At 68.7% G+C, this 24,860-nt stretch carries 28 protein-coding genes; 22 read left to right on the top strand and 6 right to left on the bottom strand.

Going from position 1 to position 24,860, the window contains the following annotated elements:
- Nucleotides 1-2: 2 nt before the first annotated feature.
- Complete coding sequence (locus tag AB4Z46_RS14670) at nucleotides 3-173, top strand: hypothetical protein (RefSeq protein ID WP_442284235.1); 171 nt, start codon at nucleotides 3-5, stop codon at nucleotides 171-173.
- Nucleotides 174-192: 19 nt separating this feature from the next.
- Here AB4Z46_RS14670 and AB4Z46_RS14665 read toward each other — a convergent pair whose 3' ends face one another.
- Nucleotides 193-1,074 carry a gamma-glutamyl-gamma-aminobutyrate hydrolase family protein gene (locus tag AB4Z46_RS14665; protein ID WP_442284234.1) on the bottom strand — a complete coding sequence of 294 codons (882 nt, stop codon included), beginning with the start codon at nucleotides 1,072-1,074 and terminating at the stop codon, nucleotides 193-195.
- Between the two features lie 163 nt (nucleotides 1,075-1,237).
- On the opposite strand from AB4Z46_RS14665, the gene AB4Z46_RS14660 reads away from it, so the two are divergent.
- From AB4Z46_RS14660 to pdxR, 10 genes are all read left to right on the top strand, one after another.
- Entirely contained in the window at nucleotides 1,238-2,296 is a 1,059-nt protein-coding gene (locus AB4Z46_RS14660) for a sugar phosphate isomerase/epimerase family protein (protein ID WP_442284233.1), read from the top strand.
- Nucleotides 2,297-2,444: 148 nt separating this feature from the next.
- Complete coding sequence (locus AB4Z46_RS14655) at nucleotides 2,445-3,653, top strand: pyridoxal phosphate-dependent aminotransferase (RefSeq protein WP_442284232.1); 1,209 nt, start codon at nucleotides 2,445-2,447, stop codon at nucleotides 3,651-3,653.
- On the top strand, nucleotides 3,643-4,413 hold the full coding sequence (locus AB4Z46_RS14650; RefSeq protein ID WP_442284231.1) for a 2-keto-4-pentenoate hydratase: 771 nt from the start codon (nucleotides 3,643-3,645) through the stop codon (nucleotides 4,411-4,413). Before AB4Z46_RS14655 ends, AB4Z46_RS14650 begins: the two co-directional genes overlap by 11 nt.
- 16 nt (nucleotides 4,414-4,429) lie before the next feature.
- A complete protein-coding gene (locus tag AB4Z46_RS14645) occupies nucleotides 4,430-5,209 on the top strand; it encodes an SDR family oxidoreductase (RefSeq protein ID WP_442284230.1) in 780 nt (259 codons plus the stop codon).
- Between the two features lie 28 nt (nucleotides 5,210-5,237).
- Entirely contained in the window at nucleotides 5,238-6,026 is a 789-nt protein-coding gene (locus AB4Z46_RS14640) for an ABC transporter ATP-binding protein (protein ID WP_442284229.1), read from the top strand.
- 17 nt (nucleotides 6,027-6,043) lie between these two features.
- Nucleotides 6,044-6,829, top strand: a complete 786-nt coding sequence (locus tag AB4Z46_RS14635) for a transporter substrate-binding domain-containing protein (protein WP_442284228.1) — start codon at nucleotides 6,044-6,046, stop codon at nucleotides 6,827-6,829.
- A gap of 1 nt (nucleotide 6,830) precedes the next feature.
- Nucleotides 6,831-7,541, top strand: coding sequence for an ABC transporter permease (locus tag AB4Z46_RS14630; protein WP_442284227.1), 711 nt, complete (start codon nucleotides 6,831-6,833; stop codon nucleotides 7,539-7,541).
- Between the two features lie 2 nt (nucleotides 7,542-7,543).
- Nucleotides 7,544-8,266: an ABC transporter permease gene (locus AB4Z46_RS14625; protein WP_442284226.1), complete on the top strand. Its 723-nt coding sequence runs from the start codon at nucleotides 7,544-7,546 to the stop codon at nucleotides 8,264-8,266.
- A gap of 13 nt (nucleotides 8,267-8,279) precedes the next feature.
- Nucleotides 8,280-9,080: a histidinol-phosphatase gene (gene hisN, locus AB4Z46_RS14620; protein ID WP_442284225.1), complete on the top strand. Its 801-nt coding sequence runs from the start codon at nucleotides 8,280-8,282 to the stop codon at nucleotides 9,078-9,080.
- Between the two features lie 33 nt (nucleotides 9,081-9,113).
- Complete coding sequence (gene pdxR, locus AB4Z46_RS14615) at nucleotides 9,114-10,643, top strand: MocR-like pyridoxine biosynthesis transcription factor PdxR (RefSeq protein ID WP_442284224.1); 1,530 nt, start codon at nucleotides 9,114-9,116, stop codon at nucleotides 10,641-10,643.
- 7 nt (nucleotides 10,644-10,650) lie between these two features.
- Here pdxR and AB4Z46_RS14610 read toward each other — a convergent pair whose 3' ends face one another.
- The gene (locus AB4Z46_RS14610; RefSeq protein ID WP_442284223.1) at nucleotides 10,651-11,736 is read right to left on the bottom strand and encodes a S1C family serine protease; all 1,086 of its coding nucleotides are present in this window, start codon (nucleotides 11,734-11,736) and stop codon (nucleotides 10,651-10,653) included.
- Between the two features lie 409 nt (nucleotides 11,737-12,145).
- Here AB4Z46_RS14610 and AB4Z46_RS14605 point away from each other — a divergent pair, with 409 nt between their 5' ends.
- From AB4Z46_RS14605 to AB4Z46_RS14570, 8 genes are all read left to right on the top strand, one after another.
- On the top strand, nucleotides 12,146-12,394 hold the full coding sequence (locus AB4Z46_RS14605; protein WP_442284371.1) for a hypothetical protein: 249 nt from the start codon (nucleotides 12,146-12,148) through the stop codon (nucleotides 12,392-12,394).
- A 53-nt stretch (nucleotides 12,395-12,447) separates the two neighbouring features.
- Nucleotides 12,448-12,714 (top strand): translation initiation factor IF-1, encoded by a 267-nt coding sequence (gene infA / locus AB4Z46_RS14600; RefSeq protein ID WP_286371838.1) that lies wholly within the window; start codon nucleotides 12,448-12,450, stop codon nucleotides 12,712-12,714.
- Nucleotides 12,715-12,722: 8 nt separating this feature from the next.
- On the top strand, nucleotides 12,723-14,120 hold the full coding sequence (gene dbpA / locus AB4Z46_RS14595; protein WP_442284222.1) for an ATP-dependent RNA helicase DbpA: 1,398 nt from the start codon (nucleotides 12,723-12,725) through the stop codon (nucleotides 14,118-14,120).
- Nucleotides 14,121-14,155: 35 nt separating this feature from the next.
- Nucleotides 14,156-14,326, top strand: a complete 171-nt coding sequence (locus AB4Z46_RS14590; RefSeq protein WP_286371840.1) for a hypothetical protein — start codon at nucleotides 14,156-14,158, stop codon at nucleotides 14,324-14,326.
- 89 nt (nucleotides 14,327-14,415) lie between these two features.
- The gene (locus AB4Z46_RS14585) at nucleotides 14,416-14,739 is read left to right on the top strand and encodes a hypothetical protein (protein WP_442284221.1); all 324 of its coding nucleotides are present in this window, start codon (nucleotides 14,416-14,418) and stop codon (nucleotides 14,737-14,739) included.
- Nucleotides 14,740-14,982: 243 nt separating this feature from the next.
- Nucleotides 14,983-15,891, top strand: a complete 909-nt coding sequence (locus AB4Z46_RS14580) for a c-type cytochrome (protein ID WP_442284220.1) — start codon at nucleotides 14,983-14,985, stop codon at nucleotides 15,889-15,891.
- 127 nt (nucleotides 15,892-16,018) lie between these two features.
- Nucleotides 16,019-16,198 carry a hypothetical protein gene (locus AB4Z46_RS14575; RefSeq protein ID WP_442284219.1) on the top strand — a complete coding sequence of 60 codons (180 nt, stop codon included), beginning with the start codon at nucleotides 16,019-16,021 and terminating at the stop codon, nucleotides 16,196-16,198.
- Between the two features lie 200 nt (nucleotides 16,199-16,398).
- Complete coding sequence (locus AB4Z46_RS14570; protein WP_442284218.1) at nucleotides 16,399-17,169, top strand: SGNH/GDSL hydrolase family protein; 771 nt, start codon at nucleotides 16,399-16,401, stop codon at nucleotides 17,167-17,169.
- A 13-nt stretch (nucleotides 17,170-17,182) separates the two neighbouring features.
- Here the strand turns inward: AB4Z46_RS14570 and AB4Z46_RS14565 are convergent, their stop codons facing one another.
- Nucleotides 17,183-19,495 (bottom strand): ATP-dependent DNA helicase, encoded by a 2,313-nt coding sequence (locus AB4Z46_RS14565; protein ID WP_442284217.1) that lies wholly within the window; start codon nucleotides 19,493-19,495, stop codon nucleotides 17,183-17,185.
- Nucleotides 19,496-19,585: 90 nt separating this feature from the next.
- On the opposite strand from AB4Z46_RS14565, the gene AB4Z46_RS14560 reads away from it, so the two are divergent.
- The gene (locus AB4Z46_RS14560; protein ID WP_442284216.1) at nucleotides 19,586-20,065 is read left to right on the top strand and encodes an FKBP-type peptidyl-prolyl cis-trans isomerase; all 480 of its coding nucleotides are present in this window, start codon (nucleotides 19,586-19,588) and stop codon (nucleotides 20,063-20,065) included.
- On the opposite strand, the gene AB4Z46_RS14555 is transcribed toward AB4Z46_RS14560, so the two are convergent.
- Nucleotides 20,007-20,300 carry a hypothetical protein gene (locus AB4Z46_RS14555; RefSeq protein ID WP_442284215.1) on the bottom strand — a complete coding sequence of 98 codons (294 nt, stop codon included), beginning with the start codon at nucleotides 20,298-20,300 and terminating at the stop codon, nucleotides 20,007-20,009. The two genes, AB4Z46_RS14560 and AB4Z46_RS14555, sit on opposite strands and share 59 nt — an antisense overlap.
- Nucleotides 20,301-20,515: 215 nt before the next feature.
- Here AB4Z46_RS14555 and AB4Z46_RS14550 point away from each other — a divergent pair, with 215 nt between their 5' ends.
- Nucleotides 20,516-21,580: a pirin family protein gene (locus tag AB4Z46_RS14550; RefSeq protein WP_442284214.1), complete on the top strand. Its 1,065-nt coding sequence runs from the start codon at nucleotides 20,516-20,518 to the stop codon at nucleotides 21,578-21,580.
- 13 nt (nucleotides 21,581-21,593) lie between these two features.
- On the opposite strand, the gene AB4Z46_RS14545 is transcribed toward AB4Z46_RS14550, so the two are convergent.
- Together AB4Z46_RS14545 and AB4Z46_RS14540 are read right to left on the bottom strand one after the other, a co-directional pair.
- The gene (locus tag AB4Z46_RS14545; RefSeq protein ID WP_442284213.1) at nucleotides 21,594-22,841 is read right to left on the bottom strand and encodes a flavin monoamine oxidase family protein; all 1,248 of its coding nucleotides are present in this window, start codon (nucleotides 22,839-22,841) and stop codon (nucleotides 21,594-21,596) included.
- A gap of 26 nt (nucleotides 22,842-22,867) precedes the next feature.
- On the bottom strand, nucleotides 22,868-23,773 hold the full coding sequence (locus AB4Z46_RS14540; RefSeq protein WP_442284212.1) for a LysR family transcriptional regulator: 906 nt from the start codon (nucleotides 23,771-23,773) through the stop codon (nucleotides 22,868-22,870).
- Between the two features lie 70 nt (nucleotides 23,774-23,843).
- On the opposite strand from AB4Z46_RS14540, the gene AB4Z46_RS14535 reads away from it, so the two are divergent.
- Nucleotides 23,844-24,851 (top strand): bile acid:sodium symporter family protein, encoded by a 1,008-nt coding sequence (locus AB4Z46_RS14535; RefSeq protein WP_442284211.1) that lies wholly within the window; start codon nucleotides 23,844-23,846, stop codon nucleotides 24,849-24,851.
- Nucleotides 24,852-24,860: the final 9 nt, after the last annotated feature.

Genomic DNA, 24,860 nt, shown 5'->3' with positions numbered 1-24,860 from the left:
GCATGAAGAAGACCATCGCCATCCTGTTCGCAGCCAGCGTGTGCCTGCTGGCAGGCTGCGCCTCGCGCGGCACGGACGGCAGCGCCGGCACGGCCAATACCGGCGGCAGCGGCATCACCGTGTTCGGCACGATCGACGCCGGCGTCAGCAACTACAAGAACCAGAGCCGCTGAGGCGGAAGCGGGCAGCCGCTCAGCGCATCAGCAGCGCCTGCCGCAGCAGCCGCGCCGCCCGGTTGCGGATGCGCCCTGGCGCACTGCGCAGCGGCCCCTTCGGGCTGACCTTGGCGGTGGCGCAGGCCCACAGGAAGTCCTGCAGGATGGCGGTGTCGTCCACCGTGTCGGTGGCGCCGTAGGTGTGGAACTCCGGGTGCCACTGGGTGGCGGCGATGTAGCTGCGGCCGCGGTCGGCCTTGCGCCGGATGGCTTCGGGGATGCGGTCGGGGATGCTCCAGGCGTCGACCTCGAAGCCGGGCGCGAGATCCTTCACGCCCTGGTGATGGATGCTGTTGACGCGCGCGCGCTCCATGTCCGGATAGAGCTTCGACAGCCTGGAGCCGGGCGTGATGCTGATCTCGTGGTAGTTCCGGTCGTAGGCCACGGCGTCGCGGTGCTGCAGGCCGTCGGGATGCTGGGCCTCGATGTCCTGGTAGAGCGTGCCGCCGAAGGCCACGTTGATCAGCTGCAGGCCGCGGCAGACGCCGAAGATCGGCTTGCCGGCCTGCTCGAAGGCCTCGACCAGCGCCAGGTCGTAGAGGTCGCGGATCCGGTCGCCGATCCAGGCGTCCTTGAGCGGCACCTCGCCGTAGCTGCCGGGCCAGACATCGGCACCGCCGTGCATCACGACGCCGTCGAGCCATTCGGCGTAGTGCGAGAGCTTGGTGTCGCCGCGCGCGGTCTCGCCGGTCGGGCAGGGCACCATGACCACCATCGCGCCGGCCGACATCAGCCAGTGCGCGATCGACTGCTCGACATACTGCAACGTCTTGTTGGTGAACAGCGAGCGCGTCGGGTCGGCGTGGGAAAAGCAGGCCGACAGGCCGATCTTGAGTCGTCCGGAAACGGTTTGTGACATCGCGTTCGGGGCTGCGCACGCCGCGTCACCCCTCGGTTGAACTGAAGCGGCCATTGTGGAGCGTTCCGAAGGCCCGTGCATGGCGACGGCAAAGCGGCCGCGACGTCCGACCGCACGCCGCGATAGCATCGTCGGCATCCGCTCATGACCCAGGAGACCCCGCATGAAGACCATCAAGGGCCCGGCCATCTTCCTGGCCCAGTTCACCGGCGATGAAGCCCCCTTCAACTCGCTGGACGCCATCGCCGGCTGGGCTTCGGGCCTCGGCTACAAGGGGGTGCAGATACCGAGCTGGGACAGCCGCATCTTCGATCTCCGGAAGGCCGCGCAGAGCAAGACCTACTGCGACGAAGTGAAGGGCACGCTGGCCGGCCACGGCCTCGAGATCACCGAGCTGTCGACGCACCTGCAGGGCCAGCTGGTGGCGGTGCATCCGGCCTACGACGCGGGCTTCGACGGCTTCGCGGCGCCCGAAGTCCGCAACGATCCGGTCAAGCGGCAGCAGTGGGCGGTCGAACAGCTGCGCTACGCGGCGCAGGCCTCGGCGCACCTCGGATTGACCGCGCACGCGACCTTTTCGGGCGCGCTGGCCTGGCCGTACCTTTACGCATGGCCGCCGCGCCCGGCCGGGCTGATCGAAGAGGCCTTCGACGAACTGGCGCGGCGCTGGAGGCCGATCCTCGACGCGTTCGACGAGGCCGGCGTGGATGTCTGCTACGAGATCCATCCGGGCGAGGACCTGCACGACGGCGTGACCTACGAGATGTTCCTCGAACGCGTGGGCAACCATCCGCGCGCCTGCCTGCTGTACGACCCGAGCCACTTCGTGCTGCAGCAGCTGAACTACCTGGACTACATCGACCACTACCACGAGCGCATCAAGATCTTCCACGTGAAGGACGCCGAGTTCAATCCGACCGGCAAGCAGGGCGTCTACGGCGGCTTCCAGTCGTGGCTGAACCGCGCCGGGCGCTTCCGCTCGCTGGGCGACGGGCAGGTCGACTTCGGGGCCATCTTCTCGAAGATGGCGGCCTACGACTTTCCGGGCTGGGCGGTGCTCGAATGGGAATGCTGCCTCAAGCACCCCGAGGACGGCGCGCGCGAGGGCGCCGAGTTCATCGCCCGGCACATCATCCGCGTCGCCGAGCGCGCCTTCGATGACTTCGCCGGCGGCGGCGGCGCCGACACGGCGGCCAACAGGAAGATGCTCGGCATCGACTGATCGGCCCCAGCGATGCCGCGCCCGTGATCCGGCCGCCGCGGCTCGGCGGATTGGTCCCTGTCGAATCGCAATATTGGTTCTTGTTGCAGCAGGGCCGCAGGCCAATACTGCCTCCATTCCGACGTACCGGCCACCGAATGGAGACACCGTGCAGATCGAGCCTGGCTTTCCGACAGACGCGCGCGCCGCAGTGCGGGCGCTTCGCTCGTCCAAGATTCGCGAGGTCGCCAATGCCGGGATGGGTCAGGAGGACGTCCTGCCGTTCTGGTTCGGCGAGCCGGACGAGGCCACTCCGGGCTACGTGCGCGCGGCGGCCATCGCGGCGCTCGAAGCCAGCCAGACCTTCTACACGCAGACCCTGGGCCACCCCCGTCTGCGCACTGGCGTGGCCGACTATCTGTCGCGCCTGCACCAGCCGATCGCCACCGACCGCATCGCCATCACGAGTTCGGGAACCAGTGCCCTGATGCTGGCCGTGCAGGCCCTGGTAAGCCCCGGCGACCGCGTCGTCGCCGTGACGCCGCTGTGGCCCAACCTGGTGGAGATGCCCAAGGTTCTGGGCGCCGAGGTGGTGACCGTTCCGCTGTCGTTCGCGTCCACAGGCTGGGCGCTGGACCTGCAATGCCTGCTCGATGCCTTGAAACCCGGCACCCGCGCACTGCTGGTGAACGCGCCGAACAACCCGACCGGGTGGACCCTGGCGCGCGAGACGCAGCAGGCGATCCTCGACCATTGCCGGCGTCACGGCATCTGGATCGTGAGCGACGACGTCTACGAGCGCATCTGCTACGAAGGCCCGTGCGCGCCCTCGTTTCTCGACATCGCCGGCGAGACCGACCGGGTGATCAGCTGCAACTCGTTCTCGAAGGCGTGGCTGATGACGGGCTGGCGACTGGGCTGGATCGTGGTGCCGCCCGCGCTGCTTGCCGACATCGGCAAGCTGATCGAGTACAGCACCACCTGCGCACCGCCTTTCGTTCAGCTGGCAGGACTGGCCGCGCTCGAGCAGGGCGAAAGTACCATCGCGCGAACGGTCGATCGCCTGCGGCGGGGTCGAGACCACCTGGCTGCGCGCCTCCAGGCCATCGCCGGCATCGAACTGGCGGCGCCGTCCGGCGGCGCCATGTACACCTTCTTTCGAATCGACGGCGTATCGGACAGCCTCGCGTTCTGCAAGCGGCTGGTGGCCGAAGGCGGTCTGGGCCTGGCGCCCGGGATGGCGTTCGGCCCCGAAGGCGAGGGCTTCCTGCGCTGGTGCTACGCCAGCAGCACGGAGCGTCTCGACGAGGGCGTGCGCCGACTGGCGCGATATCTCGAAGACACCCGACCTGATCACCGAGGACCCCATGGACATTGAAACCATTGCCGATGCACTCTGGGATGCCATGCGGCAAGGCCGTCACATGCCGGCCGAATGGGCCGGCAGGCTCACCATGCAGCAAGGCTATGCGGTGCAACTGGCACTGCTGCGCCGGCACATCGCGAGCGGCGATCGCCAGACAGGCTGGAAGGTCGGCCTGACCTCCGAGGCGATGCGGGTGCAGCAGCAGGTGCACGAGCCCTGCTTCGGCTACCTGCTCGAAAGCGGACGGCATGCCAGCGGCAAGGCGTATCGCTTCGACGAGTTGATCGCCCCGGGTTTCGAGAACGAGTTGTGCCTGACCGTGGGCAAGACCCTGCGCGGACCGGGCGTGAGCTTCGAGGACGCGGTCGATGCCGTCACTCACGCCGCACCGGCGCTCGAGATCGTGGAGGTCCGAGGTCCCTTTGCCGGCAACCTGCCTCTGGCCATGGCCGACAACGCCCAGCAGAAAGCCTATGTCACCGGAGCGGCGGTCCCGCTCACGGCGGAGAATCGCGACCTGGCGCGCGCCACCGTGGCCGTCGAAATCGACGGCACGCCGAGCGGCAGTGCGCCGGGCTCCGCGGTCATGGACGGGGGCGGACTGCTGTCGATCGTCTGGCTGGCCAACAAGCTGGCCGAGTTCGACCTGTCGCTGGACGCCGGCATGCAGGTCATGTCGGGCTCGTTCACCAAACAATATCCGGCCTCGATCGGAACCCGGGTGAGCGCCTCGTTCGGCCGCTTCGGCTCGGTCCAGGCCAGCTTTCTCTGAGGCGGCGAAGCACACCATGAATCTGGACATCAAGGGGAAGCGGGCGCTGGTTTGCGCGGCCAGCAAGGGGCTGGGGCGGGCCTGCGCGCTGGCGCTGGCGGAAGACGGCGCCGCGCTGACGATTGTGGCGCGGCAACGCGATGCGCTGGAAACCGCGGCAGAGGAGATTCGCGCCGCGACGGGTGCCGCCGTGCAGACGGTGGCGGCGGACGTCACGACTGCGGAAGGTCGCGCGCTGGCGCTCGCAGCGTGCCCCACGCCGGACATCCTGGTCAACAATGCGGGCGGCCCCCCGCCCGGCGACTTCCGGGACTGGACGCGAGAGGACTGGATCGCGGCGCTCGATGCCAGCATGCTCGCACCGATCGAGATGATCAAAGCGACCGTGGACGCGATGATGGCGCGCAAGTTCGGGCGCATCGTCAACATCACGTCCTCGTCCGTGAAGGCGCCGATCGACGTCCTGGGCCTTTCCAATGGCGCGCGCAGCGGCTTGACGGGGTTCGTCGCCGGCCTGGCGCGCAAGACCGTCGGCCGGAACGTCACCATCAACAACCTGTTGCCGGGTTCGTTCGCCACCGACCGCCTGAGCGCGACCCTGCAGGCCGCGGCGAGCATGTCGGGCCGGACCTTCGAGACCGTGGAGGCCGAATGGCGGAGCCGGACGCCCGCGGGCCGTTTCGGCGACCCGATGGAATTCGGCCGGGCCTGCGCGTTCCTGTGCAGCGCGCATGCCGGCTACATCACCGGACAGAACCTGCTGCTCGACGGCGGCGCCTATCCGGGCACGTTCTGACGCGGATGCGGCGACAAGGAGAACTCAATTGAGCGAACTCGAACGAGCCAAGCCGAGGGAGATCGTGGCGGCCAGAGGCATCGAGAAACGCTTCGGCGCGCTCGAGGTCTTGCGCGGCCTCGATCTCAGCGCCCATGAGCACGACGTGGTCACGCTCATCGGTGCCAGCGGTTCGGGCAAGAGCACGTTCCTGCGCTGTCTCAATCTGCTCGAAGTACCGGACGCGGGTTCCATCGCCATCGATGGCGAGCGCATCGGGCTGAGGAAGACGCGCGATGGCCAGACGGTGCCCTGCAGTTCGAAGCAGGTCAACCGGCTGCGCGCGGGCATCGGCATGGTGTTCCAGAACTTCAATCTCTGGACCCACATGACGGTGATCGAGAACGTCATCATGCCGCCGATGAAAGTGCTGGGCCTGACGCGCCGCGAGGCCACGGAGAGAGCCCAGGCGCTGCTCGCGAAAGTCGGCCTGCACGACCGCATGCACCACTATCCGGCGCACATCTCGGGCGGCCAGCAGCAGCGGTGCGCCATCGCGCGGGCACTGGCCATGGAGCCCAAGCTGCTGTTGTTCGACGAGCCGACGTCTGCGCTCGATCCCGAGCTGGTGGGCGAAGTGCTGAAAGTCATCAGGCTGCTCGCCGAAGAGGGCAGGACCATGGTCCTGGTCACGCACGAGATGGCGTTTGCGCGAGAGGTCTCGACCGACGTCCTGTTCCTTCACAAGGGAAGGATCGAGGAACGCGGCGCGCCGGCAAAGCTTTTCGGCAGTCCGGAGACCGAGCGCTGCCGAAAATTCATTGAGAGTGTCTTGTAGTTGAAACTGGAGTTGTCATGACGAAATGGATGTTGGCCGGGGTATTGGCGCTGTGCTCGATGGCCGCCGCCGGACGAGAGATCAAGGTCGGTGTGCAATGCACCTACCCGCCGTTCAACTATCGCGATGCGTCCGGGACGCTCAAGGGCTTCGAGATCGACATCGCGAGGGAAGTCGGCAAGCGCATGAAAGCCGACATGCAGTTCGTGTGCCTGGGATTCGACGGGCTCATTCCGGCCCTGCTTTCGAAGAAGATCGACATCATTGCATCGAGCCTGTCGATCACCGAGGCGCGCAAGAAGAGCATCGACTTCTCCGTCCCATACCGCGCTTCGACCGCCAGGTTCGTCGGCAGAAAGGGCGCCGGCCTGCATCCCGTCACGGCGGACAACAAGGCGAACCCCGCCGCGCTCAAAGGCAAGACGGTGGGGGTGCAGCGCGCGACGACGAACGACAACTTCCTCGCGGGCGAGCTTCCGGAGGTCGAGATCGCCCGCTACGACTCGGCGGAAAACATGCTGCTCGACCTCGTCGCCGGTCGGGTCGATCTGGTGCTGGTGAGTCCGATCAAGGTCCAGATGGACTTCCTCGACAAGCCCGAAGGCAAGAACTACGAGTTCGTGAGCCCCGAACTCGAAATGCCCAAGTACTTCGGCGACGGTGTCGCCGTCGGCCTGCGCAAGGGCGACCCGGCACGCGACGAGATCAACGCGGCCCTCCGGGGGATGTTCGATGACGGCACCTTCAAGGCCATCAACAAGAACTACTGGAGCTTCAGCGTGCTTCCGGCCGTCTGGAAGTGACATGCCCGAAGGCAATGCCATGGACCTGTTCAGCGGTTGGGGACCGACGATCGCCAGGGGCGCATGGACCACCGTCGAGGTGGCGCTGCTTTCCGCCGTCTTCGGCACGCTGCTGGGCATCATCGGCGCCAGCGCATGCCTGTCCAGGCTGCGCGCGGTGCGTGTCCTGGCCAACACCTACGTCACGGCCATCCGGGGCACCCCCCAGCTCCTTCTGATCCTGCTGGTGTATTTCGGCAGCACGGTGGCCTTGACCCGCCTCATGTCGATGATCGGTCTCACGACCGGCACGGTCGAGATTGCGCCGTACCCCGCGGGCGTCTTCGCCCTGTCGCTGATCTTCGGCGGCTATGCCGCCGAGGTGTTTCGCGGGGCGCTGGTGGCGATCCCCGTCGGTCAGATCGAGGCGGGCAAGGCGGTCGGCATGAGCGCGCGCCAGATCTTCCTCACGATCAAGTGCCCGCAGATGCTTCGGCTCGCCCTTCCAGGCCTGGGCAACATCTGGATTTCGACGCTCAAGGACACGTCGCTGATCTCCATCGTGGGCTTGAGCGAGCTCATGAAGGCGTCCGAGCTGGCCACCAGCGACACCCGGCGCGCACTGTTCTTCTATCTGACCGCCGGCGCGATCTACCTGGCGCTCACGCTGGTCAGCTCGCTGATCCTGCACAAGCTCGAACAGCGCAGCGCGCGCGGCGAAAGGATGGCCTGACCATGGATCTCCAACTCATGCGCGACAGCTTGCCGTTGCTGCTGGGCGGCGCCCTGGTCACGCTGGAGCTCTTCGCGATCACCATGGTGCTGGCGACGTTGCTGGCCTTCCCGCTCGCCATCGCCAGAGTGCAAAAGGCCTGGTGGCTGCGCTGGCCGGTCGAGCTCTTCGCCCAGGTCTTCCGCGGCACACCGCTGCTGGTGCAGATCTTCATCGTGTACTACGGCCTCTCGCAGCTCGAATTCGTCCGCGAAAGCTGGGCCTGGGCCTATCTGCGCAAGCCCTATTGGTGCGCCGTCGTCACGTTCACCCTCAACACCGCCGCCTACACCGTGCACATCCTGCGCGGAGCGATCCAGGCCGTGCCGCGCGGAGAGATCGAGGCCGGCCAGGCGTTCGGCCTGTCCTCCAGGGCGCTCTATCAAAGCATCATCCTGCCGCGTGCGGTGCTGCTGGCGCTGCCGTCCTACGGCAATGAGGTGATCAAGACCGTGAAGCGGACCTCGCTGGCCAGCGCGATCACGATCTCCGACCTGACCGGGGTCGCCAACACGCTGGTGGCGCGCACCTTCGCGCCGTACGAAATCTTCGTCGCCGCGGCCCTGATCTATCTGGGATTCGCGTTCGCGGCCAACCACCTGATCCGGCTGCTCGAGCACCGGATGTCACGCCACATGCGCGCTGCCGAGGCCAAGCACCCGGTCGGCGACGCCATGCCCACCTGATTGCGGAGAAAAAGTGCCCACGTCTGCCATTCCCGACACGCTGACCCACGAATTCCTTGCCTTTGCGCACGGGCTGGCGGATGCCAGCGGCGCCATCCTGCGGGAAAACCTGCACAGCAGGCGGGGCTTCGAATCCAAGGACGACGACAGCCCCGTGACCGACACCGACAAGCACGTCGAGGAGACGCTTCGGACCCTGATCCGGCACCGCTACCCCGAGCACGGCCTCCTGGGCGAGGAATTCGACGGCCAGAACCTCGACGCCGAGTACGTGTGGGTCATCGATCCCATCGACGGGACCAAGGCGTTCATCACGGGCATTCCGATCTACGGAACGCTGATCGCGCTGGCCCGGCGGGGCGAGCCGATCGTGGGCATCATCGACCATCCGGTCACGAACGATCGCTGGGCCGGCGCGCGTGGCCAGCCGTCGACCTTCAACGGGCAGCGCATCCACAGCCGCCAGTGCGCCTCCCTGTCCAGTGCGCTCATCTCGTGCAGCAACCCCGAGCCCTTCGGCCCCAGGGAGCGCGAAGCCTTCGAAACGCTGCGTGGGGCGGTCAAGTGGTGCGTCTACGGATCGAGCTGCTATGCCTACGGATGTGTCGCGAGCGGCACGATCGACATCGCGATCGATTGCGGTCGCCATCGGGAGGTCGACTACTGCGCGCTGGTTCCCGTCATCGAAGGCGCGGGCGGCATGATCACGGATTGGGAGGGCCGTCCGCTGACGATCCATTCCGGCAACCGGCTGATCGCGGCAGGCAGTCCCGAGCGACACGCGGAGGCGCTGCGCATCCTCGCCGGCGCCTGACCGCCGGCGCGCCGGGCCGTGCGACAGTCGGGCATGGCACGCAAATTCAACTACCCCACCTGGAGCGCCTTGTCCCTGGACCGGGGCAACTCGATGCCGCTGCACGTGCAGGTCTTCGACCAGATCCGCCAGGCGATCGTCCAGGGCCGGATTTCCAAGAGCTCGCGGCTGCCGCCGACCCGGCAACTGGCGGCCGAGCTGGCGGTGTCGCGCAACACGATCGTGCAGGTCTATGAACGCCTGCTGGCCGAAGGCTACGTGAGTGGCCGCGTCGGCGCCGGAACCTACATTGCATCGGTATTGCCCGAGGAACGACACCCTCCGAAGGAGGCCCTTCCCACGGCCCCGCCGAGTCCGGCCGCCACGGGCAGCGTGTCGCGCCGTGCGCAGGCGGTGCGGCCCCTGCGCCTGCCGTCCGAACGCAGCGGGTCGCTCGATCTCAGCCCCACCGTGCCCGCGCTGGACCAGTTGCCGTTCGATCAGTTCGCCAAGGTGTCGGCGCACTACTGGCGCTCCGCGCCCGCGGCGGATCTGGGCTATGGCGGGAGCCAGGGCTTGCCGGACCTGCGCCGGCAGATCGCGTCCTACCTGGGCGAAGCGCACGGGGTGCCGTGCCTGGCCGAGCAGGTCCTTGTCGTCAGCGGCACCACGCAGGGCTTCATGCTGGCTGCGCACGTGCTGACCGACCACGGCGACCAGGTGATCGTCGAGGATCCGGGCTATGTCACGCGCCACGCGGCACTGATCGGCGCCGGCGCCGAGCTGGTGCACGTCCCCATCGACCTGGACGGTCTGGACAGCAGCCGCTTCGACGGCTACGCGCCGGGCGCGAAGATGGTCATCGCCTCGCCGACGAATCAGTTTCCGTTCGGCAGCACGATGCCGCTCGAGCGGCGGCTTTCGCTGCTGCAATGGGCACAGACCAGGGATGCGTGGGTGATCGAATACGACTTCAACAACGCCTTCCATTTCGGCGGCCGACCGCTGCCGCCCCTGGCGGCGCTGGATCGCAGCGGCCGGGTGGTCTACATCGGGAACTTCAATCGCTCGATCTCGCCGGCGCTGAACATCGCCTACGCCATAGTCCCACCCGGCCTCATCGACGCCTTCGCGCGGGCGCACCAGATCTTCTCCTTTCACGCGTCCGTCCCGACGCAGGGCGTGGTGGCCGATTTCATGGAGAGCGGGCAACTGGCCGCCCACATCCGGCGAATGGGCAGCCGCTACCGCGAACGCGCCCACCTGCTCGTCCACTGCCTCAAGACGCTGGCGGGAAGTGCATTCGAGCTGTCCACGACCGGCGCCGGCCTGCACCTGTCCGCCGTCGCGAAGACACCGATCGACGACCTTGCAGTCTCGCAAACGCTCCTGCAGCACCGAATCGACGTGCCGGCGATGTCCAGCTATTGCATGACCGACCCGGTCAGGACAGGCTTTGTCTTTGGATTCGGCAACACGCCCGCCGAACGGATCGCGCCCGCGATCCGGCTGTTCAGCGATGCGGTGTCGACCCATTCCGAAGCGCCGATCCGAGACCGGGCCAAAGGGGCGGTCTCCGCGTGAGCAGCCACTAGATCCCCTGCGGCTTGCGCAGCGTCTGCATGCGGTCGACCGCATGCACCTTGACCTTCCGGATCTCCGAGCCCTGCTGCACCGTGAGCTCCACGTCCGCCTCGGCGTCCGGCCGGGTCCAGAGCTGCTTGTAGAAGGCCTCGAGCGTCGTGACCTGCACGCCGTCGATCTCCAGCACCACGTCGCCGGGCTGCAGGCCGGCGGCGAGCGCCGGTCCCGAGCGATCGACGCGCACGATCTCCACATGGCCGCCGCGCTCCGAGGAGGAAACCCCGAGCCAGGGCCGCACGCTGGCGCGCGTGCGGCCGGTGGACTGCATTTCGGCCAGCACCGGGCGCAGCAGATCGACCGGCACGAACATGTTGCCCGGCAGGGTGCGCTCGGGGCCGGCCGCCTCGAGCACGAACAGGCTGCCGATGCCCAGCAGCTCGCCATTGCGATTGAAGAGCGAGGCGCCGCTGTGGTTGGCGACCGGCGGGCTGGTGAAGATCGCGGCGTCGATGTGGTACTCCCAGTAGCCCGAGAACGGGCGTGTCCCGACCAGGCGCGTGAATCCCACCTCGGTGCCGCTGTTGCTGCCGGTGGCGACCAGCAGCGGCTCCCCGGCCTTCAGGGTCGCGACACCCGCCAGCGGCACCGGCTCGATGCCGCGCAGCGGCACCAGCGGCCGCACCAGCGCGAAGCCGGTGGCAAGGTCATAGGCCACCTGGCGGGCCGGCAGCGTGCGGTCGTCCTGCGTCACGATCTCGATGGTCTCGGCCTCCAGCAGCAGGTAGCCGATGGTGAGGATGAGCCCGTCGGCCCCGATCACCACGCCCGAACCCCAGCGCTGCTGGCCCAGGCTGTCGGCCGAAGTCGCGCCCTCGGTGGCGGCGACCCTCAGCGCGACGACCGCATCGCCGGCGCGACTGAGGGCCTGCACCTGGGCGCTGGACGCGGCGGCAGCGGAAGGGGTCGCCGCGGTCGCCGCCGGCGGTGTCGGCAAGGCCAGGAGCAGCGCGGCGGCACCCAGCAAGGCTCGCAGCCGGGCGGGCGTCAGCCATGGGAAACGCGGCGATCGGGCAGATGGCGCTGTGACTTGCATGGCCGCGCTCCTTGGAACGGTGGTCCCGCCATGGTGCGCCGCAAGCGACCCGGTCGCAAGCCCGGCGACACGTGGCGCGGAAGCCACCCGCAGCCCTGTCATAAAGATGAAATAGCAACTGTCGTGCCAGATCGGTTAGAATCCGGGGTTCGTTTCGATTTAACGACGAAGCACTTTCGTCACTTGCCGGCCGGCCTGGAATCTCCAGGCCCCACATTGAAAGCCGGCACCCACAGTGTGTTGGAGCGCCAGACCGGGCGCCCAAGATTTGCCACCACTGCCTTCGTACTTTGTTGAAGCGAACAGCGCGCTGTCCGCTCCGGTGGGCGCCATATCCGGCCGGCCCGCGCTCGTTTTACTCAATCTCAATTTCAGCATTCCGCGGCGTCGCGGGATGCCAAGGCTTTCGATGGACATCATTCAACACAGCATCGCAGTGGGCAAGTACCTTGTCTCGCCGCTCATCAAGGATCTGGACGACGGCCGCTTTGCGGCATCGGTCTCGATCCGCTCCGGCCGCGGCAGCGGCACGCACGACCGCGTGATGCGTTTCACGCCCAGTTTTGCCAGCCACGCCGCCGCAGTCCGCTACGCGGTCGACCAGGGCCTGGGCTGGATTCGCGAGCGCAGCGCGCCGCGCACGCATTGCGCCGCTTGATTCGGCACACCGATTTCCTATCCAATCACGACAACCCATTCAAAAGGTAATTCATGCCCAAGGAAGAACTGATCGAAATGAACGGCGCAGTGACCGAAGTGCTGCCTGACTCGCGCTACCGGGTCACGCTCGACAACGGCCACCAGCTGATCGCCTACAGCGGCGGCAAGATGCGCAAGCACCACATCCGCATTCTGGCCGGCGACAAGGTGTCGCTCGAGCTGTCGCCCTACGACCTGACCAAGGGCCGCATCACGTTCCGCCACCTGGAACGTCGCGGTCCCCCGCCGGTCGGCGGCAACAACTCGCAGCGCCGCTGACCCGCTCCGTGACCGGTCCCGCCACCGACTTCGCCACGCTGCCGCTCTCGCCGCAGGCGCTGGCGAACCTGACGCAGCTCGGCTACCTGCAGATGACGCCGATCCAGGCGGCCAGCCTGCCGGTGGCGCTGCTCGGCAAGGACCTGATCGCGCAAGCCAAGACCGGCAGCGGCAAGACCGCGGCCTTCGCGCTGGCCTTGCTGGCCAACCTGAATCCCCGGCGCTTCGCGGTGCAGGCCATGGTGCTGTGCCCGACGCGCGAACTCGCCGACCAGGTGACGACCGAGATCCGCCGCCTGGCGCGGGCCGAGGAAAACGTCAAGGTCGTCACGCTCTGCGGCGGCGTCGCGCTGCGCGGGCAGCTCGCGAGCCTGGAGCACGGCGCCCACATCGTGGTCGGCACGCCGGGCCGGATCATGGATCACCTCGAGCGCGCCAGCCTGGACCTCTCGGCCCTCAACACGCTGGTGCTCGACGAAGCCGACCGCATGCTCGACATGGGCTTCTTCGACGACATCGCCAAGGTCGCGCGGCTGTGCCCCAAGGAGCGCCAGACGCTGCTGTTCTCGGCCACCTACCCCGAAGGCATCGCCAAGCTCAGCGCGCAGTTCATGAAGAACCCGCAGCAGATCACGGTGCAGGCCCAGCACGAGGAAGGCAAGATCCGCCAGCGCTGGTACCAGGTGAAGAACACCGAGCGCCTGCACGCCGTGAGCCTGCTGCTGAACCACTTCCGGCCGCAGAGCACGCTGGCCTTCTGCAACACCAAGCAGCAGTGCCGCGACCTGGTCCAGGTGCTGCAGGCCCAGGGCTTCAGCGCGCTGGCCCTGTTCGGCGAGCTCGAGCAGCGCGAACGCGACCAGGTGCTGGTGCAGTTCGCCAACCGCAGCTGCTCGGTGCTGGTGGCGACCGACGTCGCTGCGCGCGGGCTCGACATCGCCGACCTCGAGGCGGTGATCAACGTCGACGTCACGCCCGACTCCGAGATTCACATCCACCGCATCGGCCGCACCGGCCGCGGCGATGCTGAAGGCCTGGCCCTGAACCTCGCCAGCCTCGACGAAATGGGCAGCGTCGGCAAGATCGAGCAGCTTCAGGGCCGCGAGTCCGAATGGCATCCGCTGGCCGAGCTCACGGCCGACAGCGCCGCGCCGCTGCAGCCGCCGATGGCCACGCTGCAGATCATTGGCGGGCGCAAGGAGAAGATCCGCGCCGGCGACGTGCTGGGCGCGCTGACCGGCGAGGCCGGCTTCGCGAAGGAGCAGGTCGGCAAGATCAACGTCAACGAGTTCTCCACTTACGTGGCGGTCGACCGGCGCATCGCGCGCGAGGCCGTGCACAAGCTTTCCACCGGCCGCGTCAAGGGCAAGACCGTCAAAGTGCGGCTGCTCGACGATGTGGCTTAATCACGTCCTTCGATTTCTTTTTATCCGAGCTTTCCATGCCCAAGAAAATCCGCACCGAGGCAGACCGCATTGCCACCCCCAAGCCCGTCCCGCAACCTGGCTACAACGTCCCCAAGTCGGGCGGCGGCCAGAAGGTCAGCCTGGAGCGCGGCACCGCGACCCGCAGCAAGAAGAACCCGGGCAAGCGGGCCAAGAAGGGCGGCTGAAACGCCTCCTGAGCGGGCCGCGCGCCTTGCGCCGTCCCCTCGCCGAAACGCGCCTCCGGGCGCGTTTTTCATGGGCGCCTTGCTGAACCATGTCCGACGACTACCAGATCGACATCCCGCCTTCGTTCTTCGCGGTCTACACCGACGCCAGGCAGCGCCTGGCCGAACCGATCGCGGTGGTGCGCGCGCGCTACGAGGTCTGCGAGGACCTCGCCAACCACCTGGTGCAGCACGCTCAGGTGCTGCACCACGTCGAGGTGCCGTCGGAAGACGAGATCCTGCGGCGCATCCACGACGGCCTGAATTCGGCCGATGCCGGCGTCTCCGGCGGCGAGGCGCGCTGGATCGTGCTGCGACTGGCCGAGCTGCTGGGCTGGCCATGCCCGCCGCTCGGCGAGCCCGGCGCAGCGTAGGCCGGCTCAGCGTCCGCCGCGCCTGAGCGAAGTCGCCGGGATGCGGAGGGCGCCACACACCTTTGGCCAGGTCCTCGGGCAAAGGTGATATGGACGGTAGGCCGAAACTTACGCCATCATCCATTTTTAGTTGGATGGGCCACTTGCCATGCCTCTTGATCTCCGCCTTGTTCATCCGGTCTTCAAAGTGCACCGTCCTCCACACAGGATGGCGTCCGCCGTGCGCGGCGCGCAGGTTGCCCGATGACCGCGGCAAGCAAGCGCTGGCTGAAGCGCATCGTGCTGGCGCTGGCGGTGCTGGTCGCGCTCGCCGCGGCAGCGCTGTTCGCCGGCGACCAGCTCGCCCGCCAGAAAATGCAGCGCAAGGTCGAGGTCGCAGTGAAGGGCGTGGCCTTCCGCGACGACGCTGCGGCCGTCGAACGCGGGCGCTACCTCTTCGCCTCGCGCGGCTGCGTCGACTGCCACGGCGCGCATGGCGGCGGCAAGGTGTTCCTCGACGACGGCAAGGGCATGCTCATCAAGGGGCCCAACATCAGCCCCGGCCCCGGCAACGTCGTGGCCGGCTACACGGCGGCCGACTGGGAGCGCTCGATCCGCCACGGCGTGAATCCCGTGGGCCGGGCGCTGATGGTGATGCCGAGCGAGGACTACAACCGCCTGACCGACGACGACCTGGCCGCGCTGGTCGCGCACTTGCGCCACATGGCGCCCGCGACCGGCGGTGGGCCGGTGGTCGCCCTGCCGCTGCCGCTGCGGGCCTTCTACGGCTTCGGCCTGATGCAGGACGCCGCTGCCAAGATCGACCACACGCGGCCACCCGAGCAGCCGGTGCCCGAAGGCGTGACGCTCAAGCACGGCGCCTATGTCGCGAACATGTGCCTGGGCTGCCACGGCGAGAAGCTCAACGGCGGCAAGATCCCCGGCGGCCCGCCCGATTGGCCGGCCGCAGCCAATCTCACGCCCGGCGAGGGCACGGCCATGGCGCGCTATGCCGACGCGGATGCCTTCCAGAAGCTGTTCAAGAGCGGCAGCCGCCCCGACGGCACGCCGGTGCTGGTGATGCCCTTCGGATCGCTGCGCGAGATGAATGACGTGGACGTGCGGGCGCTGTACCTGTACCTGAAGAGCCTGCCGCCGAGCCCGCACGGCTAGCGCGCCGACGCCCCGGCCACGGCGGCCCATCCGGGCGGAGGGCTGAAGCAGCTACGAGAAAACGATAGCAGCGCGTCCTGGCGCAGGCCGACTACGATGCGTTGCATCGACCCGATGGAGCCCGGACATGAGCAACGAACTGCGCAACAAGCTGCACGAACTGCAGGAGCTGTCGACCAACGCCCCCGATGCCCCGACACGCGCCATCATCGAGGCGCTGCGGCTGCAGACCGCGATCCTCAACGAACGGCTGTTCTGCATCGAACTGCAGCTCAACGAGCTCGCCAAGCGCGCCGACGCGGCCTGAGGGGCGTGTCCAAACCAGGAACACCGCGGAACCGGCTTTGCCGGGCCGCTGGTGTTGCCCCCGGAAGGGGGTGGGCGGCTACACGAAGTGAGCCAACCTGGGGGTGAACCAACCCGGGGGGTGAGCCAAGCCGTTCGGCCGCTTCCTACAACGACCGCGATCGGCTACCTTTAAGCTAGCCGACGTATCGAGGAGCGAGCGTGAACCGAAAGCACATGGCCGCCTGTGCCGGCCTTTCCATCCTGGTCGGCTTCGCGGCTGCCACCGCGGGCTATGCGGCGCTGCGGCTGCGGGCGTCGAACCGGCTGGCACGACGGGCCCATCCGTTCGAGCGCTGCGCCGAGCCGGAGGGCGCGCGCCTGCTGGTGGTTGGCGACAGCACGGCGGGAGGTGCCGGCGCCAGCGACCCGGAGCGCAGCCTGCCGGGCCTGCTGTCACGTGCCAACCCGTCGCTCACCGTGGTCAACAGGGCCGTGCCGGCGGGGCGCTACGAGGACATGCTGACGCAACTCGACGGTGACGAGCGCTTCGACGCGGTGCTGATCCTCGGCGGCGCCGGCGACGTGCTCCGCGCCACGCGCGACGCCGCCTTGCGCGACAGCGTGCGGCGCGTGGCGCAGCGCGCGCGGGTGCGCTCGGAGCTGGTGGTCTTCATGCCGCCCGGCAACCTCGGCAACCTGCGCTTCTTCCTGCCGCCCTGGAACTGGTGGATGACCTACCGGGCACGCCGGCTCCAGGCCATCGTCGCCGAGGTGGCCGAAGCCAACGGCGCCCGCCATGTGTCGCTCTTCATGGAACGGGGGGACGACCCTTTCGCGCGCCATCCGGCACGGCTCAATGCCCGCGACGGCCTGCATCCGAGCGACGCCGGCTACGAGCTCTGGCAACGCGAGCTCGAGACCCAGGCGCAACTGTCGGCCAAGCTCAGGAAAATCGGCCGCAGCGCCGCTGTGCGCGGTCCGGTGATCTGATCCGCCGGGGCTTTCAGGCCGGCGGCCTGCGACTTCCCCCCTGGGGGGTGGCGAACACCGGCTGCACCTGCCACCAGGCCGGCAGCAGCGCGCGGATCTCCTGCCGCGCGAAACGGTCGTCCAGCAGGTAGAGCACGCCCGCATCGGTCTCGCTGCGGATCACGCGACCGGCCGCCTGCACCACCTTCTGCAGGCCCGGGTAGACGTAGGTGTATTCGTAGCCGTCGCCGAACATCGCGTCCATGCGCTCGCGCATCACTTCGTTCGGCTCGTTGTGCTGCGGCAGGCCCAGGCTGGCGACGAAGGCGCCGACCAGGCGGTCGCCAGGCAGGTCGACGCCTTCGCCGAAGGCGCCCCCGAGCACCGCGAAGCCGACCCCTTGGCCGCCCGGCGCGAAGCGCGCCAGGAAGGCATCGCGCTCGGCTTCGCGCATGCCGCGCGACTGGCTCCAGGCCGGCACGGCCGGGTGCCGCGCCTCGAAGGCGGCCGAGGCGCTGGCCAGGTAGTCGAAGCTGCTGAAGAAGGCCAGGTAGTTGCCCGGGCGCTGCGCGAACTGCGCCGCGATGATGTCCACGAGCGCCTCCAGCGACCGGTCGCGGTCGCGAAAGCGCGTCGACAGGTCCATCGCCACCCGGACCGTGAGCTGCTCGCTGCGAAAGGGCGAGCCGACGTCCAGCGTCGCCGTGTCCTCGGGCAGGCCCAGCGTGTCGCGGTAGAAGGAAAAGGGCGCCAGCGTGCCCGAGAAGCAGGCGGCCGAGACGGCATCGGCGAAACGGCTCTGGAGGAAGGGCGCGGGCACCAGGTTGCGGATCGCCAGGGCGCGCGTGCCGCCGACGCCGAGCGTCGCCTCGAAGACCGAGTGCTTGCCGAAGCTGTCGGCCAGCCGGGCGAACTGGAGCAGGTCGAAGAAGCACTGCTGCAGCGCGCCCGGCGGCTCGTCGGGCCGCGCCGCGAAGTGCTCGGCCATGAGCGAGACCGCCTCCTGCAGCGCCCGCGCGAAGCGCTCGGGGATCTGGTCGTGGGGCTGGTACGCGGCGACCTGCTCGCGTTGCAGCAGGCGCCATTCGCGCTCCAGGTTGCCCAGCGATTTCCGGATCGTCGGCGGCGCCTTGGCCCGCACCGCCTCGAGCGCTGGCGCCTCGAGCTCGGCCGAGTACATGCCGCGGGCGCGGTCCAGCAGGTTGTGCGCCTCGTCGACCAGCAGGCCGACACGCCATTCCTCGTCCTTCGTGAGCGCGTACAGGAAGGCGCTGCCGTCGAAGTAGTAGTTGTAGTCGCCCACCACCACATCGCACCAGCGCACCAGCTCCTGCGCCAGGAAATAGGGACAGACCTGGTGCGTGAGCGCGATGCCGCGCAGCGCCTCGCGGTCGAGCCAGGCGGCCTGCACGGCTTCGCTGCGGGCGGAGGGCAAGCGGTCGTAGAAACCCCGTGCCAGCGGGCAATCGTCGCCGTTGCAGGCCCGGCCCGGGTTCTCGCAGACCTTCTCGCGCGCCGCCAGTTCCAGCACGCGCAACGGGGCGCGCTCGCGGTCCAGGGTGTGCAGCGCGCCCAGCGCGACCGCGCGGCCCGAGGTCTTCGCGGTCAGGAAGAAGATCTTGTCGAGCTTCTGCGCCGGCCGCGCCTTGAGCAGCGGGAAAAGTGTCGCGACGGTCTTTCCGATGCCCGTGGGCGCCTGGGCGAGCAGAGGGCGGCCCGACGTCGCCGAGCGGTAGACGGACTCCGCCAACTCGCGCTGGCCCGACCGGAATTCGCCGTGCGGGAAGCCCAGCGCGCCGAGAGCCGCGTCGATGCCGGTGCGGTGGCTCGCCTCCTGTTCGGCCCAGGCGAGGTAGCGGCCGCAGAGCATCTCGAAGTGCTGGCGCAAGTCTTCGCGCGTGGCTGATTCTTCGAGCACCACTTCCTTCTCGGTGCCGAGGTCGAGGTAGACCAGGGCCACGTCGAGGGCGGGCAGCGCGTCGCGCTCGCACAGCATCCACGCGTAGCAGCGGGCCTGGGCCCAATGGAGCGCGCGATGGTTGGCCTTGATGCGATCGAAATCGCCGCGGAAGGTCTTGATCTCCTCCACCCGCCGGCGCCGCGGGTCATGGCCGTCGGCGCGGCCGCGCACCCGCAGTGGACCGAAACACGACGACAGCCCGACCTCGCTTTCGTAGTCCAGCCCGCGGCGGGATTGCACCAGCCGGTGGCCGGCCTGGCCTTCCTGGGCGCTGGGGGCCGGCACGAAGCGCAGGTCGAGATCGCCTGCCTTGGCGGCGAACGCGCACAGCGTTCGGACCGAGACCGTGAACGGCGCGGCAGAAGAGGTGGAGGGCGGGGTGGCCATGGGGCTGGATGAATATACAGCGCCGTGGCGCCGCTGCGCGCCCTTCCCTTATGCTGCGCATCGCGATCACTCGGCTACAGCACCCATCCCATGAAAATCCAGAAAGACTCCGTCGTCACCCTCCGCTTCAAAGTCGCGGACGCCACCACCCACAAGCTGATCGAACAGAGCAGCGACCCGATGGTGTATCTGCACGGCGGCTACGACAACACCTTCCCCAAGATCGAGGCGGCGCTCGACGGCAAGGAGGCGGGCTTCCAGACCACGCTCAACCTGCAGCCCGAGGACGCCTTCGGCGCCCGCGACGAATCGCTGGTGCGCACCATTCCCAAAAGCGAGTTCCCGCCCGGCGTCAAGGTGGGCGGGCAGCTCGAAGGCCGCAACGACCAGGGCGAGCCCCAGGCCTTCACCGTCATGAAGATCAAGGGCCCCCAGGTGATCCTCGACGGCAACCACCCGCTCGCGGGCAAGGCGCTGAAATTCAGCGTGACCGTGACCGGCGTGCGCGCCGCTACCGAGGAAGAGATTGCTCATCGCCATGTGCACGGCGATCACGGGCACCATCACTGAGCGGGCGGGAGGCCGCCAGCACCACGGCCGCTCCGAGCTCCTTCAGCAACGCGTTTTCGACCAGCACCAGGCGCGCGAAGCTCTGCAGGTCTGCGTCCGAGGGCCCGGGGCCTTCGCCCTGCAGTTGCTGGCGAAAGGCCGCGACGATCCGCTCCTGCGCCAGGTGGCGCGTGTCGGTTGCAGTGGCCGCGGCGTGCCTCAGGGTGCTCACTTCAGCGTCGAACGAGGCGTTCATTCAAGTATCCGTCCGGGTGGAACAAGCCGGCGATTTTCTGGACACCATGGAGTGCGGCATGTAGGCTGAAAGCTCGCATTTCCCGCAGCCACTGTCTTTCTCCGGTCGTTCCATCGACCGCGCCACAGCGTCCCATGGCCGGGCCTTTCGCGGCGAGGCCGCACCCCCATATGCCAGGGATTCGCCCGCTCGCAGGCCCACACGAAAGCGCCATCATGAACACCAGCCCCATCGTCCAGATCAAGGCCCTCGGCTTCCCGTGGGAGACGATCGACCCCTTCCTGTTCTGCGTCTACCACGACGACGCCTACCCGCAGGCCAACGCGCAGATGGGCCCGGACGCCCCGCTTGCGGGCCGTGACCTGGGCCAGGACTTCAGCCGCAAGGACGGCTGGAGCATGTACCACGGCCATCCCGTACCGGGCTTCCCGGGACATCCGCACCGCGGCTTCGAGACCGTGACCATTGTGCGCAAGGGCCTGATCGATCATTCCGATTCGCTCGGAGCGGCCGCGCGCTTCGGCGGCGGCGACGTCCAGTGGCTCACGGCCGGCAAGGGCATCGTGCATTCCGAGATGTTCCCGCTGCTCGATACGGCGGCGCCCAATCCGCTGGAGCTGTTCCAGATCTGGCTCAACCTGCCGGCGCGCAGCAAGATGGCCGAGCCGCATTTCACGATGTTCTGGGCCGAAGACATCCCGGGCTTCACCGCCACCGATGCCGAGGGCCGCAAGACCGAGGTCGCGAGCATCGCGGGGCGGATCGAGCCGATCGACGGCGAGCCCGGTGCCGGCGGCCCGCTGGCGCCGCCGCCGGACTCCTGGGCGTCGCAACCCGATGCGGACGTCGCCATCTGGACGATCCGCATGGAGCCTCATGCGCGCTGGACGCTGCCGGCGGCCAGCGGCGAGGGCACGCGCCGCAGCCTCTACTTCTTCAAGGGTCGCTCGGTGGCGGTCGCGGGACAGTCGATCGACGGCCACGCGGCGATCGAGCTGCGCGCCGACGCAGCGGTCGAGCTGGTCAATGGCGACGCGCCGAGCGAGTTCCTGGTGCTGCAGGGTCGTCCGATCGGCGAGCCGGTGGTGCAGTACGGCCCCTTCGTGATGAACACCCAGGCCGAGATCGCGCAAACCATGGCCGACTACCGCCGCACGCAGTTCGGCGGCTGGCCCTGGCCCGACCAGGCGCCGGTGCATGGGCGGGATCCGGCGCGCTTTGCGCGGCATCCGGGCGGGCGCGAAGAAAAGCCGCAGGACCGCGAAACCCGCCGCGCCTGACCGACGGCTGGGCTCAAGCCCCTCGCCCGGCCACCTCGTCGGCCGCACGCTGCCCGGACAGGAAGGCGCCGCCGCAGGTCTGCGCCAGCGCCAGCGAGGTCGCCTCGCCGGCGAAATGCAGTTGCTCGTCGACGGCCGTGGCGAGCGCCGCGCGCGCTTCGCCGCCGCCCGGCTTCAGGTAGGCATAGCTGCCCTGGAACAGCGGGTCGGCGGCCCAGCCGGTCACGGCGCTGCGCACCACGCGCCTGCCATGCAATCCGCCGATGCAGTCATCGAGCCGCCCCAGGACCTCGTGCACCGCCTCGGATTCCGGCATGCGTGACAGCGCCTCGCCATAGGCCCCGCCGGCCAGGGCCACGACCAGCGTCGAGTCGAAGGGGTGGCAGAGAAAGGTCAAGGCCCGGCCGGCGGGCGGCCTGGCCTCGGTCGCCCAGCCCATCGGCGACAGCCCGGGAATGCAGGCATCGAACTCGAGGATCACCTTGTTGAAATGCCCCATCGGCAATGCCTCGAGCGCCCGCAGCGTGCCGGTCGGCAGGGCGGGCCGGAATCGGATCGCTTCGGCGCGCAGCACGCCGGTGGACACGGTGACGATGCAGTCACGCGCCTCCACCACACCGCCCGTGGTGTGCACCCGAACGCGCGCCCCCCGGCAGTCGATCTCGCGCACCTGCTCGCCCAGCGCCACCGGAACGCCGTCGGCGAGCCGGGCCACCAGCGTGCCGAAGCCTTCGCGCAGCAGCCAGTTGGGCTCGGTCGTGCCCTGCTGCTGCAGCCCATGCACCGACAGCTGCGCACTGTCGGCGCCGGCGTCGAGCGGGCCGATCGTGTCGCAAGCCCACTGCATGGCCCAGTCGCCAGCGCCCAGCGCTGCCAGCGAGCGATCGGCGCCCGCATGCTGCGCGATGCGTCGATTCAGTTCGTCGACCGCGGCGGAGACGGATTGCAGCTCGGACGGCGGCATGGGCCGCCCTTGGGAATACACCGACCAGGGCGCGTCTTCATGGTCCACCAGCGTGAGTCCCTGCGCCCGCGCCATGGCGGTGAAGGGATTGCGATCCGCCTGGTGCAGCCAGGAGCAGCCGCGGTCGACCGGGACCGCGAAGGTGTGGACGTCGGTCCACGCGCGGCCTCCCACGCGCGCGCCCGCTTCCAGCACGCACACGGACCGGCCCAGCGCCTGCAGCCGCCGTGCCGCAGACAGGCCCGCGGCGCCGGCACCCACGACCACGCAATCGACAGAAGATGGGAAGAGGGACATCGCAGCAGAGGGCAAAGATGAAGAGCCTACCGCCTGGCGACGACGCGCTGCGCGGCCATCTCCCTGATCAGGCCCCAGACCCGCTGCGCCAGCGGCGCCGGCGCGCGGTTGCGGCGGTGCACCAGCATGATCGAGCGCTGCACCCTGGGCAGCAGCGGCCGCATGACCAGCACCGGCAAGCCGGTCGGCGGCACCGCCAGCGCCGGCATCACGCTGATGCCGATGCCCTGCTCGACCATGCGAAAGGCGGTGGTCGGATGGCCCACCTGCTGGCGCACCTCGCAGCGCACGCCGTGCCGCGCCAGCGCCTCGTCGATCAGGCGCCGGCTGCCCGAGGCATGGTCGAGCAGCACCAGCGCCTCGCCCGCGAGCGCCGACCAGCGCACGGAGCGCCTGGCCGCCAGCCGATGGCCCGGCGGCATCACGAGGCAGAAGGGATCGTCGAGGATGGCTTCGCAGTGCAGGTCGTCGGTGTCGGAGGGCTCGACCACCACGCCGAAGTCGACCTCGCCGGCGCGCACGCTGTCGAGCACGTCCTGCTGGATGCGGTCGAGCAGCACGACCTCGATCTCGGGATCGCGCCGCGCGCATTCGGCGATGCAGGCCGGCATCAGGTTGGCCGACAGCGTCGGGCTGCTGGCCACCCGCACCTTGCCGCGCCGCGCGCCGGCCATGCCATGGACCTCGGCCAGTGCCTGGTCGAGTTCATCGAGCAGCCGCGCCAGCCGCACCGAAAGCGACTGGCCGGCCTCGGTCAGCACCACCTCGCGCGTGGTGCGGTCGAGCAGCTTCAGGCCCAGCTGGGCTTCGAGCTCGTGGATCGAGCGGCTGACCGCCGGCTGCGACAGGCCGATCTGGTCGCCGGCCCGGCTGAAGTTGCGGCCATCGGCGATGGCGCGGAAGACGCGCAGCTGGCGCAGGCTCACATTCATGCGCCAGAATCATATATCTATCAGATAAATCCATTTCTCTTTTGAATGTCGGCGCGGTCCAATCGGGTCCATGGCACGTTCACGCTACCTCCCCGACAACTTCACGCTGGCCCTGGTCGCCACCGTCACGCTGGCCAGCCTGTGGCCGGCCAGCGGCGCCACCGCCCAGTTCTTCGAGCGCCTGACCACGGTCGCGATCGGCCTGCTGTTCTTCCTGCACGGCGCCAAGCTGTCGCGCGAGGCCATCCTGGGCGGCATCACGCACTGGCGGCTGCACCTGCTGGTGTTCGCCGCCACCTTCGTGATGTTTCCGCTGCTGGGGCTGGCGCTCAAGCCGGTGCTGACGCCGCTGGTCACGCCCGAGCTCTACACGGGCGTGCTGTTCCTGTGCGTGCTGCCGGCCACCGTGCAGTCGGCCATCGCCTTCACCTCGATGGCACGCGGCAACATCCCGGCGGCCGTCTGCAGCGCCTCCGCGTCGACGCTGCTCGGCGTCTTCGTCACGCCGCTGCTGGTCAACCTGATCGTGGTGCAGCACGGCGCCGCCGGCGCCTCGCTCGACGCCATCGGCCGCATCCTGCTGCAATTGATGGTGCCGTTCGTCGCCGGCCACCTGCTGCGGCCGTGGATCGGCGGCTGGATGAAGCGCCGCGGCTCGGTGCTGACCCTGGTCGACCGCGGCTCGATCCTGCTGGTGGTCTACACCGCCTTCAGCGCGGCCGTGATCGAGGGCCTGTGGAAGCAGGTGCCGATGTCCGCGTTGGCGGGCCTGCTGGCGGTCTGCGCGGTGCTGCTGGCGCTCGCGCTGTGCATCACCGCCTGGGCCAGCCGCGCGTTGGGCTTCGACAAGGCCGACGAGATCACGATCGTGTTCTGCGGCTCCAAGAAGAGCCTGGCCAGCGGCATCCCGATGGCCAAGGTGCTGTTCGCCTCGCATGCGGTCGGCGCCATCGTGCTGCCGCTGATGCTGTTCCACCAGATGCAGCTGATGGTCTGCGCGGTGCTGGCGCAGCGCTATGCGCGCCGCCGCGCCGACCCGGCCGTGGCCGAGGTCGAGACGGTCAAGAGCGCCGCCTGACGGCTGCGC

Origin of the sequence: Variovorax sp. M-6, assembly GCF_052114385.1 — a bacterium.
Classification (GTDB): domain Bacteria; phylum Pseudomonadota; class Gammaproteobacteria; order Burkholderiales; family Burkholderiaceae_C; genus Variovorax.
The sequence above is the reverse complement of the archived record's forward strand: the minus strand, read 5'-3'. Positions and strand labels throughout refer to the sequence as shown.